This is a genomic window from Arthrobacter sp. NPDC058288 (genome assembly GCF_042880995.1).
GTDB lineage: Bacteria > Actinomycetota > Actinomycetes > Actinomycetales > Micrococcaceae > Arthrobacter.
Genome location: NZ_JBHVYH010000002.1, coordinates 349,942 through 368,100, shown reverse-complemented (window position 1 = coordinate 368,100; position 18,159 = coordinate 349,942). Strand labels below are relative to the sequence as shown.

General features: G+C 65.7%; 16 protein-coding genes. 7 read left to right on the top strand and 9 right to left on the bottom strand.

Features of this window, described 5'->3' with window-relative positions:
* Nucleotides 1–59: 59 nt before the first annotated feature.
* The 4 genes from ACFVWT_RS10495 to ACFVWT_RS10480 are packed head-to-tail and all read right to left on the bottom strand — an operon-like array spanning nt 60 to nt 5,811.
* Nucleotides 60–1,982, bottom strand: coding sequence for a DUF2264 domain-containing protein (locus ACFVWT_RS10495; RefSeq protein ID WP_390247749.1), 1,923 nt, complete (start codon nt 1,980–1,982; stop codon nt 60–62).
* Between the two features lie 22 nt (nt 1,983–2,004).
* The gene (locus ACFVWT_RS10490) at nt 2,005–2,703 is read right to left on the bottom strand and encodes a ThuA domain-containing protein (RefSeq protein WP_390247748.1); all 699 of its coding nucleotides are present in this window, start codon (nt 2,701–2,703) and stop codon (nt 2,005–2,007) included.
* A complete protein-coding gene (locus tag ACFVWT_RS10485) occupies nt 2,700–3,851 on the bottom strand; it encodes a LacI family DNA-binding transcriptional regulator (protein WP_390247747.1) in 1,152 nt (383 codons plus the stop codon). The genes ACFVWT_RS10490 and ACFVWT_RS10485 overlap by 4 nt, the downstream gene beginning before the upstream one ends.
* Nucleotides 3,841–5,811 (bottom strand): heparinase, encoded by a 1,971-nt coding sequence (locus tag ACFVWT_RS10480; protein ID WP_390247746.1) that lies wholly within the window; start codon nt 5,809–5,811, stop codon nt 3,841–3,843. Before ACFVWT_RS10480 ends, ACFVWT_RS10485 begins: the two co-directional genes overlap by 11 nt.
* A 163-nt stretch (nt 5,812–5,974) precedes the next feature.
* Here ACFVWT_RS10480 and ACFVWT_RS10475 point away from each other — a divergent pair, with 163 nt between their 5' ends.
* The 6 genes from ACFVWT_RS10475 to ACFVWT_RS10450 all read left to right on the top strand — a co-directional run bounded on the left by ACFVWT_RS10475 (nt 5,975) and on the right by ACFVWT_RS10450 (nt 12,725).
* The gene (locus ACFVWT_RS10475; RefSeq protein ID WP_390247745.1) at nt 5,975–6,988 is read left to right on the top strand and encodes a hydroxyacid dehydrogenase; all 1,014 of its coding nucleotides are present in this window, start codon (nt 5,975–5,977) and stop codon (nt 6,986–6,988) included.
* Nucleotides 6,989–7,059: 71 nt separating this feature from the next.
* Nucleotides 7,060–8,337, top strand: coding sequence for an ABC transporter substrate-binding protein (locus tag ACFVWT_RS10470; protein ID WP_390247744.1), 1,278 nt, complete (start codon nt 7,060–7,062; stop codon nt 8,335–8,337).
* Between the two features lie 2 nt (nt 8,338–8,339).
* On the top strand, nt 8,340–9,278 hold the full coding sequence (locus ACFVWT_RS10465; protein ID WP_390247743.1) for a carbohydrate ABC transporter permease: 939 nt from the start codon (nt 8,340–8,342) through the stop codon (nt 9,276–9,278).
* Entirely contained in the window at nt 9,278–10,219 is a 942-nt protein-coding gene (locus ACFVWT_RS10460) for a carbohydrate ABC transporter permease (protein WP_390247742.1), read from the top strand. Before ACFVWT_RS10465 ends, ACFVWT_RS10460 begins: the two co-directional genes overlap by 1 nt.
* Before the next feature lie 5 nt (nt 10,220–10,224).
* A complete protein-coding gene (locus ACFVWT_RS10455; RefSeq protein WP_390247741.1) occupies nt 10,225–10,926 on the top strand; it encodes a DUF624 domain-containing protein in 702 nt (233 codons plus the stop codon).
* Nucleotides 10,927–10,961: 35 nt separating this feature from the next.
* A complete protein-coding gene (locus tag ACFVWT_RS10450; protein WP_390247740.1) occupies nt 10,962–12,725 on the top strand; it encodes a beta-galactosidase family protein in 1,764 nt (587 codons plus the stop codon).
* Nucleotides 12,726–12,759: 34 nt separating this feature from the next.
* Here the strand turns inward: ACFVWT_RS10450 and ACFVWT_RS10445 are convergent, their stop codons facing one another.
* Together ACFVWT_RS10445 and serS are read right to left on the bottom strand one after the other, a co-directional pair.
* Entirely contained in the window at nt 12,760–13,623 is an 864-nt protein-coding gene (locus tag ACFVWT_RS10445) for an HAD family hydrolase (RefSeq protein WP_390247739.1), read from the bottom strand.
* 251 nt (nt 13,624–13,874) lie between these two features.
* Nucleotides 13,875–15,155, bottom strand: a complete 1,281-nt coding sequence (serS, locus tag ACFVWT_RS10440) for a serine--tRNA ligase (protein ID WP_390247738.1) — start codon at nt 15,153–15,155, stop codon at nt 13,875–13,877.
* A gap of 89 nt (nt 15,156–15,244) precedes the next feature.
* Here serS and ACFVWT_RS10435 point away from each other — a divergent pair, with 89 nt between their 5' ends.
* Nucleotides 15,245–16,339: a diacylglycerol/lipid kinase family protein gene (locus ACFVWT_RS10435; RefSeq protein WP_390247737.1), complete on the top strand. Its 1,095-nt coding sequence runs from the start codon at nt 15,245–15,247 to the stop codon at nt 16,337–16,339.
* Nucleotides 16,340–16,375: 36 nt separating this feature from the next.
* Here the strand turns inward: ACFVWT_RS10435 and ACFVWT_RS10430 are convergent, their stop codons facing one another.
* The 3 genes from ACFVWT_RS10430 to ACFVWT_RS10420 all read right to left on the bottom strand — a co-directional run bounded on the left by ACFVWT_RS10430 (nt 16,376) and on the right by ACFVWT_RS10420 (nt 18,089).
* On the bottom strand, nt 16,376–16,585 hold the full coding sequence (locus ACFVWT_RS10430; protein WP_390247736.1) for a hypothetical protein: 210 nt from the start codon (nt 16,583–16,585) through the stop codon (nt 16,376–16,378).
* 92 nt (nt 16,586–16,677) lie between these two features.
* Complete coding sequence (pheA, locus tag ACFVWT_RS10425) at nt 16,678–17,661, bottom strand: prephenate dehydratase (RefSeq protein WP_390247734.1); 984 nt, start codon at nt 17,659–17,661, stop codon at nt 16,678–16,680.
* A 101-nt stretch (nt 17,662–17,762) separates the two neighbouring features.
* Nucleotides 17,763–18,089, bottom strand: coding sequence for a rhodanese-like domain-containing protein (locus tag ACFVWT_RS10420; protein WP_390247732.1), 327 nt, complete (start codon nt 18,087–18,089; stop codon nt 17,763–17,765).
* Nucleotides 18,090–18,159: the final 70 nt, after the last annotated feature.

The window sequence follows — 18,159 nt, the reverse complement described above, 5'->3', positions numbered from 1 at the left end:
CCCCTGGCCCGATGGCTCAACATCCGGCCAGGGACTCGCTTTCGTTATGTCGTTGGCCGTCAGCCGGTGAACTCCGCCCACACGGCGTCAAGGTCAACCGGGGTGCCGTCCGCGAACTCAAACCGCCGACCCCCGTCGGCCAAAACGGCACCCTCCAAGGCCTGTTCCGTGCCCTTTCCATACAGCCCGACGACGGCGGCGTAGTCACCGTCCGCCACCGGCCCCGACGTGCCGACCCACGGAATAACCAGATGCTCCCCCATCGGGTGCGGCCGTTGACGGTGCCACGTTCCGGCGTCGTTCAAGGGCAAACCCCAGCCGGCAACCGGACGGATCCGGCTGGCCACCGCCGATCCGGCATCGACCGGCCAGCCGCCGATCCGCAACCTGGCCTCCGCGTCCGGGGCTGCGCCGCGGACGCGGAGCAGCCGCAGTTCCACCGCTCCCCGGGTCAGGGACACCACCGTCACTTCGGGACCTCGGGTCGCAGTCCCTGTGGCTCCGCTGCCATGGTCGGGCCCGCCGTCGGGTTCAACCGCAATCCAGTTGGTGCCGGCCCGGGATGCGCCGGCGAGGACTCCGCCGAGATCCCTCTGGCCGAGGGATTCGAAACCGGTGCGGTGCGTGAGCCGGCCCTCGCTGTCCACCAACACGACCGCGTTGTCCAGGGATTCCGGTTCAAGGTCCGGGAAGGTGTGGGTCGAATAACCGAGGCGTGCGTAAAGCGGTGAGTCTGCCGCCTCAACTCCCGGATTGGCGTGGTCCGTTCCGTGGTTCCGGATGCGCACCACGCCGTCTGCCGCGGTTCCGTCCACCTGCCACCCCGGGGCGGTGATAAGCCGCTGGGTATCGCCCGCCTCCACGGGGAGGGGCTCCTCGACCGCGGTCCACACCCGGTGGTCCGCAGGCAGGGCCAGCCCCAGGAACCCCTTGGCGGCCCAGTACGGTGAGCCGGCCCCCGAATAGGACTGCCTCATGCCGGGAAATTCGCCGTGCCAGCCGATGGAGAGCAGGCCGTTCCCGTTAATCGCCCCGCGGCGGGCAAAATAGTCCAGCATCCCGGAAGCGGCCCGCCGGCTCATCCCGGGGGCCAGCCGCGTGTGCCCCGAAAGCTCGCCCGCCCAGAAAGGCGCGGCGGCGGCGAAGCGGTAAATGAGGCTGCGTCCCTGGATTAGCGGCGCCCCGTTCCCTCCGACAAGGCAGGCGGCATCGTCGAGGAAGTCAGCGAGCCGCTCTCCGTCACGCTTTTTCCGGGCCTGCACCCGCGGATCGTGCGGGGCCATGAGCGCCCAGAGCTGCGGGTAGACCTGGAAGGCCCAGCCGACGTAGTGGTCATAAGCGCGCTCCGGGCCGTCGGCAAACCAGCCGTGGCCGCGATAAAGGGAATCATGGATGGCCAGCCCGGCTTCGATGTCTGCCTCCGAATATCGTCCTCCCACGCTGGCCAGGAACGTCTCCACCACAATCTGGAACCACACCCAGTTGATGGGCGGGTATTCCTCTCCGATGACCGTCTCGAACCAGGCGATCAGTTGTTCCTGGACCCGCTGCGGGAGTTTGTCCCACAGCACGTCGCGGGTCAAAGCCAGCCCGACGGCCAGCGAGGCGGCCTCCACTTTGGCCTGGCCGAGTTCCCCGGGCGTAGGCCAGCGGTCCGCATTTGCGGGGTTCGTCCCGGCGTCAAGCCCGCGGGCGTACCAGTCCGCAATCCAGCCGGTCCCCTCGGCATCGCCGGCCATCCGGAAGGACGCCAAAAGGAAGGTGCGGGCGAACGCCTCCAGCGAATCGCTTCGCGGGCCATAGGCGCTGTTCGCACCAGGCAGTCGGAGGTTGGCGTGGTCTTCGCTGCTGTAGCGGTGGGCGGAGCGGAGCAGGAAGTCGGCGTAGGCGCACCAATGCTCGCGGGTCAGGCCGGTGCGCGGCGAAACCGAGCGATCCAGTGGGGGCAGGGTCAAGGCAGCAGGAGTCGCTGTGGAGGGCATGGGTTCCTTGGGGTCGTGGAGGCTAGGCCGTGAGCCACGCAATGGCGCGCAACAGGACCTCGCGGTGCTCAGGGGATTGGTAGGAGGCGGCGTCATGGCCCAGGGCGTCGTAGAACGTCCGGCCCGGACCCCGGTCCAGGGACCACATCACGGGATGCTCAAGGCCGTCGTGGGTGTGGGTGGCATGGACGTTGATGGCGGGCGCCGTCTGCAGGTAGCTATAGCGCTCGTCCATCAGCTCGAAGTCCCTGATGCCCTCAACCAGGCCGCCGGTTTCCGTCCGCAGGCGAATCGATGCGGGGCCGTAGTCAGGGTGCATGGACGTTCCGCGGATCCAGCGTCCGCCCAGCGCGTCCGCCCATTCAGGGGCGTCAAGGAAACTGGTGGAGCTGGCGTGGCTCACCAGCATGGGCCTGCCGCCCGCCAGCCAGCGCCGCAGGCCTGCCGAAGCTTCCGGCGTTCCGGGCGAGGGCCGGCCATCCCGTGGCAGGCCGACGTTAACCACCAAAAGGTCGGGCAGGTCCAAAGTGGATGGCCCATTCGGGGCAGCCAGCTCCGCGAGGGCGGCGTCGACGTCGTCAGCCGTCGCCACGCCGAAACGCGCTTCCCGGAGGAGTTCCGCAAGGCCCGCGGAGGTTTCCGCGAAGGGGTGCCAGGGATCCGCATACCGCCCCGCGCCGCTCAGCACCAGCGCCCGGGGTGCAGCCACCGCCGGGGTCACAGGGAGTCCTGAAGCACGCCTGCGGCAGGAACGCGTGGCGCGCCGACTGACGACTCACGAAGGATCAGCTCCGGGTTCAGCTCAATGCGGTGTACCGGCCGCATCCTTCCCTCCGCCAGGCGGGCGGCCATGAGCTGGACGGCAACCTTGCCCACATACTGCTTGGGCGGCCGGACCGCAGAGATGGCGGGCTCGGCAAGGTAGGCCACTTCGTCGTCGTACCCCACGATCGCCATGTCCCCCGGCACCTGCAGTCCCCTGTCCACGCAGTGCTGCACGAACGCCACCGCCTGGGTGTCCGAATGGACCAGCATTGCCGTGGTCCCCGACTTCTTGCAGAGCTCAAGGACGTGGTCGAAATGTGCCGTCCGATCGCCGTTGACCAGCTGGGCGGAGTCCTCGTGGACGGAGCCTTCCACCGGGATCTTGAGGGCCTTCATGGCTTGTTGCCACCCCCGCACCACATGGGGGCTGGTGGGACTGGAGGAATCGGTGAGGCAGCCGATCTGCCGGTGGCCTTCCTGCCACAGGTGCCGGACTGCCATGCCGGCGCCGAACGCGTGGTCAGTGGCAACCCACTCGAGGCGGTGGGCCGGGTTGTCGCCGGGTGAGCGGCGCTCCGCCAGCACCACCGGAATGGGCAGCGCATTCAGCCAGCGAAGCAGCTCCTGGCCGCGTTCGCCGGTCATGTCCGGGGCCACAATCAGCCCGTCGATGTTCTGCGTGTCGAGCAGAGCCTGCACCTGCCGGCGGTTGTCGGCGGCGTCGTAGGTGGAACCGCGGACCAGGATCCGCAGGTTCTGCTCCTCGGCCTCGGCCCTGGCGCCGCTGATGACCTGCGGCCAGTAGTAGTCCAGGGAAGGGACCACCATGCCGATGGAGTAGCTGTGGGAGGACGGCCTGCCCGCCGACGCGGAACGGTCCAGCGGGCTGGGCAGCGTGGCGCCTCCGTGCACGCGGGACACCAGTCCTTCATCCGCAAGGATGTTCACGTCACGCCGGATGGTCAGTTCGCTGACACCCAGTTTCGCGGCGATGCCACGCACGGTGATCGCGCCGTGCGCCCGGAGTTCCTCCATGAGCCGCTCCCGGCGCTGGAGCGAGAACAGGGACTTGCCGCCCGTTTCCGGGCTTGATTCAGTACTCATTCGTTGCCTCCACAGTGAGGGTGAATGCGCCGGAAGCGCGGGTTTCGGCTGGCATGCGGAACCGCAGGCGGGTCAGCTTTTCGCCCCACACTTCCCGCAGCAGCGGATCGTCGAGGTGCCATTCATCCACCAGTACGACGGCGGTGGCCGGCTTCCAACGCAACCGGGCGCCCCGGCCGCTCCCGGCAGCCGGGATGCCGTGCGGCAGGACTGTCGCGGTGGCGTCGTTGCCGACGCTCAGGGTCCCGGCTACGAGGTAAGTGATATCGACGTCGTCAGTTCCGTCTGGCGGAAGCCTTCGCGGCGGAGATTCAGGCAGGTTCCAGCGATCGTCGATGACCACCGTGCCGTGTTCCCTGTTGAGCAGCGACGTGCGGATCCATTGTTCGGCGTGGCCCAGTCCGTAAGCAGCGCCGAGTCCGAGTGCAAGCACCGGTTCCTGCGCCGTCGGCTCGTGGAGAACGGCGGCCGCGAACTCCGTCCCGGTCCCCTGCTCCAGCCCGAACGGCGCCGGGACATTGTGCCAGGCGCTTTGCATGGCCCGGATCTGGTAGCGGTCGGGTCCGAAGGTCTGGGCGGTGTAGGTGGGCTGGCCCGCGTCAACGAGCAACGGCACACCGTCGACGGCGACCACTACCGAGCCGACGTCGCGGTGGTTGTGGTGCTCGCCGTTGTGCCCGCCTTTGGCCGCCAGGGTCAGACCGGAGGCGCTGCCCGGAGTCTGCCTGGCCACCATGATCTGCACGGACGGCAGGTAGGCGAAGGCCGTCAGTGGTGGTTGTTGGTGCCCGGCCTCTGGCGCGGGCGCCAATAGTGAGTGCAACACCCTGCCGAGTCCCGCGGCGGCGTCCGGGAATCTGGAGTTGAAGGCCGCCGCGTGCTGCGCGGCTTCCGTATCGCCCAAACGCACGGCCCAGCGGTGCAGCATGTCCCACGCGAGCCCCTGGGCGGCTCGGGCCGGACCGTCAGCAACATTGAGGAACCAGCGGTGGCCGAGGTGCATGCGGTGCGGGAAGGCGGCCAGCGCACGGATGACCGGGAGGTCGACGTCGAGCATCCCGTCGGTGGCCTGTTCCAGGACGGCGAGGCCTTCCAACGCCCGGCCTGCGCCGTTCCACCAATAGGCGAAACCCTCGTCGATGGCGCCGTCTTCCGGAATGGAGGCGAGGAAACGGTCAATGCCCTCGATGCACCGCGCGATGGTGCGGGCCTGCAGTGCGGGATCGTCCATCAGGAGCAGCGAGGCGACGATGATGTTCGAGTGGATCCACGGGTTCCAGTTGTGGACATCCCCGTCGAGGCCCAGCCAGTGCCAGTCGAGGCGGTCCAGGAACGGGCGGATCACGCGGTGATGCGTCTCGTACCGCAGGCGCTTCCGCAGCCCGGGTGCCCGATCGTCCAGCCGTTGGCCCAGCACCAGGTCCAGCCAGGCAAGCTGCGCCGCAACCTCGCCCGCGCCAAGGTCCAGGTACGGGCGGGAACGGACCGGGACCACCTCCCCGCCGTGACTGAAGACGTCGTCGTGCGCCGCCCAGCTCCAGGAGCTCTGCTCGCACAGGAGGTACGCACCGTCGATCGCCTCGTCGAGCCAGTCACGCTCTCCGGACACGGCAGCCATCACGACGGCGCGGGTCAGCCGCTGCTGTCGATCCGCCACGAGTCCTTCATAGGCCGTGCGGTTTCCATCGCGGAAGTACCGCGCGTACTGGGACACAAGCGGCTGGGGCCAGGGGCTCCCCTTTTCGCCTTCCGCCCGTGCGGCCAACTGCCCCAGCGGGCGGGCGGCAACACGCTGCCACGCGGCGTCGGTCGCTGGACGGACGGTGAGGCGCTGCTTCGAACCCTTGAGTGCCTTGATTAGCGCGGAGGCGTCGGCTTTGTTGCCCCACGCGGCGCGCAGCGGGTGCTTTCGGGACGGTGGCGGCGCTTCCACGGCTGCGGTGCCGATGGGTGTTGCCATGCTGGATCCTTCTCGTTTGTTCGAATCTGATTGTTTTAGATCGAGTGCGATTGAATTGAATGAAATGTCTTGTTTATGAGTATGTACTGATTATTAGATGTGATGCAACACATAAATAACCGGCTGAACAGGCCGGTCCGGAACCCGAAGGGAGGTCCCCTCAATGTCGCTCAAGCCCCAGGCCCTGCTGGTCATGAACAGCGGAACCTTTGCTGACCAGTTCGATTCGACCCGGCTGGACCGGCTGGCAGGACTGGTCGACCTCGGCGGTCAGCCGTGGACGGAGTCCCTTGACACGCCCGAACTCGCAGGACGTCTGGACGAGGTGGAAATCCTCATCACCAGCTGGGGCGTGCCGCATCTCAACGCAGAGCGGCTGGAGCGCATGCCCAGGCTGCGCGCCGTCTTCCACTGCGCGGGAACGGTCCGGGGCTTCGTCAGCGAGGAACTATGGGACCGGGGCATCCTCGTGACCAACGGCGCCGACGCCAACGCGATCCCCGTTGCCGAATTCACGTTCGCATCGATCGTCCTGGCCGGCAAGAAGGCCCATGTCCTCGCCAACGATGCCCGCACCTGCCGCGACGACTGGCGCTACGCCACGGAACGGGGCGAGCTTGGCAACATCGGCCGTGTGGTGGGCGTCATCGGCTTCTCACGCATCGGCCGCAGGGTGGTCCAACTGGTCCAGCAACTCCAGGACGTTACCTGCCTGGTCAGTGATCCCTACGCCGATCCCCTCCAGGTGGCGGCCGCGGGCGGCAGGCTGGTGACCTTGGAGGAACTCCTGCCGGTGTCGGACGTCGTCACCATCCACGCACCGGCCCTGCCGGAAACACGCAACATGATCAGCACACGGGAGCTTCGCGCCATGAAGGACCACGCGACGCTCATTAACACCGCACGGGGATCACTCCTTGACACCAAAGCACTCGAAGCCGAGTGCGCCACTGGACGCATCACCGCCCTGCTTGACGTCACGGAACCCGAGCCACTGCCCGCAGACTCCGTCCTGTACGACCTCCCCAACGTGATCATCACCCCGCACATCGCAGGCTCCCTCGGCACCGAAACGCGGAGGATGTCGGATGCAGCGCTGGACGACCTTGAACGGTACCTCGCCGGCAAAGACCTTGTGGCACAGGTAATGCACGAAGACCTCGGCCTCAGCGCCTAGGCCCACCCCGCCCCACCTCATAACAACAGCCGCACGTGCGGCAGACTTTAACCCCTACTAAGGAGAACGCAATGAAGCGCACAACCCTCGCCGGGATCGCACTGGCGGTAACTGCAGGGCTCGGCCTTACAGGCTGCGCCGGCGCCGCCGGACCCGCGGAACCGCAGGCGGCCGAAGGCAAGACCCGGCTGACGGTCTCTGTCTGGAACTATGAGGGCACCCCGGAGTTCAAGGCACTCTTTGACGGCTACGAAGCGGCCCACCCCGACGTCGACATTGAACCCGTGGACATCCTGGCGGACGACTACCCGCAGAAAGTCACAACCATGCTGGCCGGCGGCGACACCACCGACGTCCTCACCATGAAGAACGTCATCGATTACTCCCGGTACGCCAGCAACGGCCAGCTGCAGGAGATCAACAGCGTGGTGGACACGGTGGGCAAGGACAAACTGGCCAGCTTGGACGCTTTCGACATCAACGGCAAGTACTTCGCCGCTCCGTACCGGCAGGACTTCTGGCTGCTGTATTACAACAAGGACCTCTTCAAAGCTGCCGGTATCGAAGACCCCAAGGACCTGACGTGGGAGAAATACTCGGAGATCGCCAAGAAGCTCTCCACCACCGCTGACGGCAAGAAGGTCTACGGCACCTACCACCACATCTGGCGTTCAGTGGTCCAGGCAATCGCCGCTGCACAGAACGACGGCGACCAGGTCAGCGGCGACTACGGCTTCTTCGAGGACCAGTACAACACTGCGCTGGATCTCCAGAAGGCCGGCGCCACCCTGGACTTTGGCACCGCGAAGAGCCAGAAAACCAGTTACCGCACCATGTTTGAATCCGGCCAGGCTGCCATGATGCCCATGGGCACCTGGTACATCGCCGGCATCCTCCAGGCCAAGAAGGACGGCAAGACCAACGTCAACTGGGGCCTGGCTCCACTGCCGCAAAAGGACGCCAACGGCAAGGTCACCACGTTCGGTTCCCCCACTGCCTTCGCTGTGAACAAGAACGCAGCGCACTCCGATGAGGCCAAGAAATTCATCGAGTGGGCAGCCGGCGAGGAAGGCGCCAAGGCCATCTCCAAGATCGGTGTTGTGCCAGCCCTGAAGAACGACGCCGTCACGGCGGAGTACTTCAAGCTGGACGGCCTGCCCACCGACGAGCTCTCCAAGAAGGCCTTCACGCCGGACGACACAGCCCTTGAAATGCCGGTGAGCGACAAGTCCGCAGCCACGGATAAGATCCTCAACCAGGAGCACGACCTCATTATGGTCGGCGAGCGGTCCGTTACCGACGGGATCGCCGAGATGGGCAAGCGCGTCAAGGACGAAGTCCTGAAGTAACCATGACTACAGAAACAATCACCCAGGCTCCTATCCCGGCACGGACTGCACCGCACAGCCGCGGCAACAGGAAGCAGGCCCGGCGCAACACGCTGATCGGCTGGACGTTCATCCTTCCGAACTTCCTCGGCTTCCTCGCCTTCACCCTCGTCCCCGTCCTCGCCGCATTCGCCCTCTCCTTCATGGAATGGACTTCGTTCAGCGCGCCCCGATGGGTGGGCCTGGCCAACTTCCAGCGCATGATCGCCAGTGACTCCTTCTGGGTGGCCCTGCGCAACACCGTGGTCTACGCGCTTGGCCACGTCCCCCTCACCATGGCACTCGCCCTGGTCCTGGCTATGCTGCTGAACCGCAAGCTCAAGGGCATCGGTTTCTTCCGGGTGGCAATCTTCTTCCCGTACATCACGTCGCTGGTGGCAGTCGCCGTCGTCTGGAACATGCTGTTCAGTCCGGACAGCGGCCCCATCAACCAGTTCCTGCACGCGATCGGCATCGCCGAGGCACCCGGCTGGACGTCCAGCTCGGACTGGGCCCTCCCGGCCGTCATCATCACCAGCGTGTGGCGCGACATGGGCTACTACATGGTGCTGTACCTGGCCGGCCTGCAAGCCATCCCCACCGAACTCTATGAAGCGGCCGAAGTGGACGGTGCCAGCGCCTGGCAGCGCTTCTGGAACGTCACCATTCCCTCGCTGCGGCCCACCACCTTCTTCGTCGTGGTCATGCTGACAGTCTCCAGCTTCAAGGTGTTCGACCTGATCGTGGTCATGACCAACGGCGGCCCCGGACGCTCCACCACGGTGCTGTCACAGCTCATCTACCAGGAGGGCATCGGCGAAGGAAAGTTCGGCTACTCGTCGGCCATCTCCCTGGTCCTGTTCCTCATCGTCCTGACGGTCACCGTCCTGCAATTCAAGATCCAACAGCGGAGGGAACGCTGATGACCAACATGGCCGAAGACCTCAAGGCCCCTGATCTCACAGGCGGAGTACCGTTGGGGGGCGGGGCATTTAGCCCGGAAGACCGCCGCGCTTCACAGCGCAAGCGCTCCACGCGCGAACAGAAGAAGCGGACCGCCAACGTCATCATCTACGGCGTGCTCGTGGTGCTGGTGGTGGCGCTCATGGTCCCGTTCATCTGGATGGTTTCCTCCTCACTGAAGGAAAACAACCAGGTCCTCACCGTCCCCATCCAGTGGATCCCCAGCGAGTTCGTGTGGAGCAACTACACGGACATCTGGACCCGCATCCCCATGATGGGCTACCTGCAGAACTCCCTGTACCTTGCGGTGATCATCACCTGCCTGCAGGTGCTGACGGGGTCGCTGGCCGCCTACGGTTTCTCCAAGGTCCGCTTCCCGGGCCGGGATGTCCTGTTCCTGGCGTACATCGGCACCATCGCCGTGCCGTGGCAGGCCTACATGGTGCCGCAGTACATCATGATGCAGCAGCTGGGCCTCACCAACAGCTTCAACGCCCTGATCCTCCTGCAGGCGTTCGGTGCGTTCGGGGTATTCCTGATGCGCCAGTACTACATGACCATCCCGGATGAACTGTGCGAGGCTGCCCGCATCGACGGCCTCAGCGAGTACGGCATCTGGGCACGTGTGATCCTGCCCCTGTCCAAGCCCGCCCTCGCCAGCCTGGCGCTGCTGACCTTCGTCAACACGTGGAACGACTACATGGGCCCGTTCATCTACCTCACCAGCAACCGCCTCTGGACCGTCCAGCTTGGCCTGCGCTCCTTCGTGGGCCAGTTCGACGCTGAGTACGCCATGATCATGACCGGATCCGTGATCTCCGTGATTCCGATCCTCATCATCTTCCTGCTTGGCCAGCGCTACTTCATCCAGGGCATCGCAACGAGCGGAATGAAAGGATGACAGCCGTGCGAGAACAGGTTGCCCCGGAGCAGCGACGCCCGTGGGCGCGACCGGGATTCGAAACCTTCGGGAGCATCTTCGGGTTCATCTACACCTTCCTGGCCGGGAACGTCCTGCTGGCGGTGGCCAATGCACCGCTGGTGCTCTGCCTCGCGCTCGTGGCCGATCCTGCGGCCGCCTGGCCGTTCTTCCTTGCCCTCACGGTCACCGTGGCCCCGTCGCTCGCCGGCATGTTCGCCGCCTTCCGCTCATTGAACGACGACGGCGCCGCGGTCAGGCCTGTTGCCGCCTTCCTTCGCGGATACACGCGCAGTTTCCGGCGGGCCGCACCGCTCGGCCTGAGTGCGGTTGCCGTGCTGATGTTCCTCGGCCTGGACCTGGTCATCGTCCAGTCCATGCCGGCAGCAGCGGTGCTGGTGCCGCTGATCGTCGTCGCGGCCGCTGTGACGGTGAGCCTGACGGTGACGGCGACTGCCGGCGTCGTACTTTTGCCCGAGGCGAGGCTTAAAAGCATCCTCAAGGCATCCCTTTACCTGGTCGCACAGCGCTGGTACCTGAGCCTGGCCCTGCTGGTCCTGCTGGGCATCATCGTCTCGGCCGCTGTCCTGCAGCCCGTGCTCGGCGTCGCCCTGGCGCCCGCACCGCTGCTGTTCGTGGTCTGGAGCAACGCCTCGTACGCATTCCACGCCGCTCTGCATTCCTCTTAGCACCGCTGCGGGCAGCACCCCCGTTAGGAACTTCTTTGGACACTTTTGTCATCGGCGACCGGGACTTCCTCCTGAACGATGAACCCTTCCGCATCCTCTCCGGAGCCATCCACTATTTTCGGGTCCACCCGGACCTTTGGGCGGACCGGATCCACAAGGCCCGGCTCATGGGGCTGAACACCATCGAGACATATGTGCCGTGGAATGAGCATTCGCCTCTTCCTGGTGTTTTTGATACCTCGGGCGGGCTGGACCTGGGGCTTTTCCTGGATCTGGTGGCGGCCGAGGGAATGAAGGCGATCGTCCGTCCGGGGCCGTACATCTGCGCCGAGTGGGACAACGGCGGATTGCCTGCGTGGCTCTACACCGACCCCGACGTCGGTGTCCGCAGTAGCGAATCCGGCTACCTTGCCGCTGTCGACTCCTATTTCGAAGCCCTCCTGCCGATAGTTGCGAAGCGGCAGATCAGCTGCGGCGGGCCGGTGATCCTGGTCCAGATAGAGAACGAGTACGGTGCCTACGGCAAGGACAAGGTCTACCTGCAGCACTTGGTGGACCTCGTAAAGCGCGAGGGCGTGGACGTTCCGCTGTTCACCTGCGACCAGCCCTTCGGCACCATGATCGAGGACGGCTCGCTGCCCGGGCTGCACAAGACCGGGACCTTTGGTTCGCGTGCTGTGGAGCGCCTGGCGTTCCTGCGCGAACGGCAGCCCGCCGGGCCGCTCATGTGCGCCGAATTCTGGAATGGCTGGTTCGACAACTGGGGCACCCACCACCACACCACCGACGCCGCTGCTTCCGCCGCCGAGCTGGATGCGCTCCTGACCGCAGGGGCTTCGGTGAACATTTACATGTTCCACGGCGGCACCAACTTCGGCTTCACAAACGGCGCCAACGACAAAGGCATCTACGAGCCCACCATCACCTCGTATGACTACGACGCGCCGCTCGCCGAGGATGGCCATCCGACCGCCAAGTACTTTGCATTCCGGGATGTCATTGCCAAGCATTTCCCCGTGCCGGAGGAGGTCCCGGCTGGGCGGACGGAGGCGCCTGCGTCGGTTGTTTCCGTGGAGACGTCCGTGCCGCTCCTGGACTTTGCGCCCCTCCTCGGTTCCCCGCCCTCCGCGCCGGGTCCGGTGCCCACTACCGAGGCCACCGGGCGCTATCGCGGTTTCTATCTTTACGAGGTGGACATTGCCCGAGGAGGCGTCCTGTCCTTCGCCGAGGTCCGGGACCGTGCCCAGTTCTTCCTGGACGGCGTTCCCGTGGGCGTCCTGAGCCGCGAGCTCCGCGAGCGCGCCATCACCCTCCCCGGCGGCGGGCGCCTACGGGTCCTGCTGGAGGACCAGGGCAGGGTCAATTACGGCGAGCGGATCGGCGAGGCCAAGGGGCTTACCGGGCCGGCGCTGCTGAACGGCGTCGAAGTGCAGGGCTGGCAGATCCGGCATGTCGACGCCGGCGATCTGGAGTCCTTGAGGGATGCGGCACAGGAACTGCCGGCGCAGGGCACCACCGAGGCCGGCGTGCCGGGCCCATCGCTGTCGTTTGCGTCGTTCGAGGCCGACGGCCCCGGCGACCGGTTCCTGCGCCTGGACGGCTGGACCAAGGGTGTTGCCTTCATCAACGGTTTCAACCTTGGCCGCTACTGGAGCCGCGGCCCCCAGCGCACGCTCTACGTTCCGGGCCCCTTGATCCGCAAGGGCGCCAACGAGCTCGCCGTCCTGGAACTGCACGGAAGCGCGACGCGCGAGGTGCGGTTCGCCGCCGGGCCCGACCTGGGACCGGACGAGAAGTAGAACCGGCGCAACCTGCCGCTTGGGAAGCCGTTACTTAGGAAAGCAGGCTGCGGAGAACGTGCGCGGCGCCGTCGTCGTGGACGGACATGGTGACTTCGTCCGCAACCGCAAGCACTTCGTCGGGAGCCTGGCCCATGGCGACGCCACGTCCGGCCCAGGTGAGCATCTCGATGTCGTTGCGGCCGTCGCCGATCGCCACCGTGAGGTGCGACTCGATGCTCAGGTGCCCGCGGAGGTGCTCAAGGGCACTGGCCTTGGTCACCCCTTCGGCGGCGATGTCCAGCCAGGCGGTCCACCCAACCGAATATGTGACGCCGGAGAGGCCGATGTGCTTGATGGCCTCGTTGAATTCCTCGGACGTGTTCTCGGAGCTGAACACCACAACGCGCACGGCAGTGGCATCCAGCATGGTCTGGAAGTCCACGCCGATTGCCTCCACGCCAAAGCTCGCGTCCTGGAAGCGCTCGGTGGAAAGGAAGTTTCCGTGCTCATCCTCCAGCGCGTACTTGGCCATGGGAAGCCGCTTGCGGAGGGCACGGAGAGCCGGGCCCGGGTCGAACGTGGCTTTGCGGATGACTTCGTAGCCGTCGGGGTGGGCCGGATCGAGCCGGAGCGTCACGCCGCCGTTGCAGCACACCGCGTAGCCCGTGTCGATCCCGATCTGCTCGATGATGGGCAGGGTGGCATTCAGGGATCGTCCGGTGGCGATGAGAACTTCGTGGCCAGCGGCCACAACTGCCTGGGCCGCTTCACGCACGGGAGCCGACATGTGGCCGTCATGGTTGACCAGGGTGCCGTCGACATCCAGGGCCACCATGAGCTTCTGGGCGGGGTCGTTCTGGCCGTTGTTTCGCTGGTCGTCGTTGCCAGCGACTGAGGTTTCAGTCAATGTTGTCATTTACCTAGTACAGCAGACGCCGCGGACGCGCCGCTAGGACGCACGCCACAGCGGCCGTGAACATGTGGTAAACACCCACAGTTTGTCCACACTGTGAGTGTTTACCGGCGTGTCACCCGACGCCGTGCGTGTGCACAAAATCCCCGCCGCAGGGATCACAGCGCGAAAATCCCCGCCGCGTGGCCTAATCTCCTTGGCGTTACCCGGGGAGTCGACCACGTGACGGGGATTCTTCGTAGGAGAACCCGAAACTACAGCACCGGCAGTACTTCCATCCCGCCGAGGTACTTCTGGAGTGCCTTCGGGACGTTCACGGAGCCGTCCTCGTTCTGGTGGTGCTCCAGAATGGCCACGATCCACCGGGTGGTTGCCAGCGTGCCGTTCAGGGTGGCGACGGCGCGGGTCCCCTTGGGTGCCCCGTCCTCGTTCAGCACCCGCTCACGGATGTTCAGGCGGCGCGCCTGGAACGTGGTGCAGTTCGAGGTGGACGTCAGTTCGCGGTAGGCGCCCTGCGTGGGCACCCAGGCTTCGCAGTCGAACTTACGGGCCGCCGAGTTGCCGAGGTCGCCGGCGGCGGTATCGATCACCCGGTACGGGAGCTCGCACTTGGCCAGCATCTCCTCTTCCCATGCCAGCAGGCGCTTGTGCTCGGCGGCAGCCTCTTCCACCGTGGTGTAGATGAACATTTCCACCTTATTGAACTGGTGGACCCGGATGATGCCGCGGGTGTCCTTGCCGTGCGACCCCGCCTCGCGCCGGTAGCAGGAGCTCTGGCCCGCGTAGCGGATGGGGCCGCCCGAGAGGTCCAGGATCTCGTCCGCGTGGTACCCGGCGAGGGCCACCTCCGAGGTGCCCACCAGGTACAGGTCGTCTTCGGCGAGCCGGTAGATCTCGGCGTCGTGCTTGACGTCGAATCCGGTGCCTTGCATCGTTTCCGGACGGACCAGCGTAGGGGTGATCATCGGGACGAAACCGGCATCGATGGCCTGCTCCATGGCCATCTGCAGGAGAGCCATCTCCAGCCGGGCACCAACTCCGCGAAGAAAGTAGAAGCGTGAACCGGACACCTTGGCGCCGCGCTCCATGTCGATGGCGCCGATCAGCTCACCGATTTCCAGGTGGTCTTTCGGCTCGAAATCCGGGAATTCACGGGGTTCGCCGACGGTCTTGACCACAATGTAGTCGTCCTCGCCACCTTCGGGAACGCCGTCCTCGATCAGGTTGGGGATACCGCGGAGCAGTTCCTCCTGCTGGCCCTGGGCAACGTCGGCGTCAGCCGAGGCGGCTTTGACCGATGCGGCCAGGACCTTGACCTCCGCCAGCAGGGCCTGCTTTTCCTCGCCCTTGGCCTGCGCCACCTTCTTGCCGAACGCGTTCTGCTCGGCGCGGAGGTTTTCGAAGCGGATCAAGGCCGCCCGCCGTGCCGCGTCTGCGGAGATGATCGCATCCACCACGGACTCGTCGGCGCCGCGGGCGCGCTGGCTGGCACGGAACTTGTCCGGATTTTCGCTGAGGTCTTTTACGTCGATCACCAGACAAGAGTATCGAATCCGCCCGCCATGACGCGGCGGGCCGCATGGACGTCGGAGCGGACCTCCGCGCGGGATAGTGTTGGAGCACCATGAACGATTGGCTGCTCTACCTCATCCTTGCTGCGGCCCTGGCTTTCGCGGTCTCCAGCTGGTGGGGCGTGCGGAGGCTGAAGGCACTGCATACGCGCAGTGCCGTCCAGGAGGACACTCACCATCCGGGCATGGTGCAGCAGAAGGTGGCTGTGGTAATGAACCCGGTCAAAGCGAAGTCATCGGAAGCCCGCGCACTCATCCAGCGCGCCTGCCTGTCTGCCGGCTGGGAGGCCCCCCTCTTTTTCGAGACAACGGCCGAGGACCCCGGATACGCGCAGGCCGAGGCGGCAGTCGCCAGCGGGGCCGACGTCGTCCTGGTGGGCGGCGGTGACGGCACCGTGCGCGTGGTGGCCGAGAAGCTTGCCCACACCAACGTGCCCATGGGCCTGGTCCCGCTGGGCACGGGAAACCTGCTGGCCAGGAATGTCCACCTGGACGTCAACGACCTCCACGGCAGCATCCAGACAGCGCTCTTTGGGCACCAGCGGCACATCGACACGGCGCGCATGGGTATCAAGAATTCGCGGACAGGCACCTCATCAGAGCACGCATTCCTGGTGATCGCCGGCATGGGGATGGATGCCGAAGTCGTCGGGGACACCAACGACGGGCTGAAGAAGGCCGTGGGCTGGCTCGCCTACACTGAGGCCGGCGTCCGGCACCTGCCGGGGCGGCGCAAGAAGGTGTCCATCTCCTTGGACGACCAGCCGGAACAGTCACGGAAGATCCGCAGTGTGCTGTTCGCCAATTGCGGCCTCATTCCCGGCGGCATCGACTTCATTCCGCAGGCAATGATCGACGACGGAATGCTGGACGTGGTGGTGATGAGTCCCCGCAGCGCCATCGGGTGGATCGCGATGTACGCAAAGATCATGTTCAAGCACAAGAGAAACCTGCCGGTGATGAGCTATTACCGCTCCGGCAAAATCGTGATCAAATGCGCCGAGCCGGTGGCGACCCAAGTGGACGGCGACCCGTCCGGGGAGGCTACCGACGTCACTGTTCGGGTGGAACCGCGTTCCCTGTTGGTCCGCGTTCCGGAAAGCCAGGGCGGCGAAACGCCCACAGGAGAAGCCTCAGCCCCGCAGTAGGCACCCGGCAGGCAGCCTCCTGCGGACACTGCGGACCTAGGCGCTTGCCTTTTTCTCGTCGGCCTCGGCTGCGGCCTTTGCCGCCGCCCGGGCTTCGGACTGCTCACGGATCATGGCTTGTTCTTCTTCGAAGCGCAGGCGATCCGCCCTGTCTGCATCGTCGCCGTCCCAGTCCTGATTTTCGGCAGTCGGCTTGGGATTGACAATCATTCCCTGGCCGTCGTTGTCGCTGCTGGATCCTGACATGACCCGCTCCTTCCGGTAGAGGCCTTCCCCAATGGATCAGGCAAGCATACGCACTGCGGTGCAGGCGGGGAAGTACCCGGACGGGCATTTGCCTAAGCTGTGGGCGAACCCTGCGGGGCATGAACAGGCTCGATCGATGCCCCTTTAAGTATTCCTGCCACCCATTCATGTGCGGCCCGGAATGCTTCGTCGGAGGTGTGCTGAGGCACGTCCGGGCTCTGCGCATCGGCCCTCGGGTAGGACCCCAGGAATCGCGTGGCCGGGCTGATCCGGTGGAGCCCAGCCAGGGCGTCGGCCACACGCGCGTCCTCCACGTGGCCGTCGGCGTCGATGCTGAAGAAATAGTGGCCGAGGTACTGCCCGGTGGGGCGCGATTCGATGCGGCTGAGGTTCACGCCGCGGGTGGCGAACTGGTCCAGGATTTCCATCAGCGCGCCGGGCCGGTCCTCCGGCAGCGGAACTACAACCGTGGTCTTGTCCGCTCCGGTGCGGTGGGGCAGCGCCCCGGGACGGCTGACCAGGACAAACCGCGTTACCGCACCCGGGTTGTCCCCGATGTTCTCTGCCAGCACGCGCAGTCCGGGCTGCTCAGTGGCCACGATCGGGGCGCAGATGGCGGCGTCATAGTGCACACCCTCCTCGTCCAACAGGCCCATGGCCCCCGCGGCGGTGGAGGACGCGGGAATGTATTCCACATCGGGCATATTAGCTTCCACCCAGAGCCTGCACTGGGCCCAGGCATGGCCATGGGTGGAGACCCGGCGGATGTCCGCGATGTCCACGCCCGGGCGGGCGACCAGAACGAAACTGATGGGCACCAGCGCCTCGCGCACAATCCTCAGTTCCGCACCGGACGCGATGGCATCCAGCGTTGCCGTTACGCCACCCTCCACGGAATTCTCGATGGGCACCATGGCGGCATCGGCAGATCCGCCACGAACCTTGTCCAGCGCGGTGTTCACGTTGGAAGAAGGAATGCGGACGGCCTCGTTTGCACCCGGCACCTGCATCAGCGCAGCCTCAGTGAAGGTTCCCTCCGGGCCAAGGAAAGTGTAGGTGACGGGATGGGCGGGCATGGACTGTCCTTAGTGATCATGTCAGCGCCGCCGGGTGGGCGGCCTATGGTGAAGTGCTGGTGCCGCGCGTGCCAGAGCGCCTTCGGGCCCCGGGGCGCGTGCTAGAGGATGACCGGCTTGAGCCCGTTGTCCGAAACCAGCGGCAGGCCCGACTCCAGCCATTGGTCCATTCCGCCCGCCACGTTGAAAGCGGAATAGCCCTGCCCCACAAGCCACTTGGCCGCCCGGAAGGAACGGCCGCCGGTGCGGCAGATGACATAAACATCCTCGTCCGGGTCCAGTTCGCCGAGCCGGGCCGGCAGCTGGTCCAGTGGAATGTGCAGGGCACCTTCGGCATGCCCGGCCGACCACTCGTAGTCCTCCCGCACGTCAAGGATTCTGGCCTCGGCGGGAACGTCGGTCACGGTCACGGTTTCGAAGTCGCTCATGGAAGTCCTCTCCGGAGAATGCAGGTCTGCCTCCAGCGTAGCCTCCGCAGAAGGCGGGCACGCCGAATCC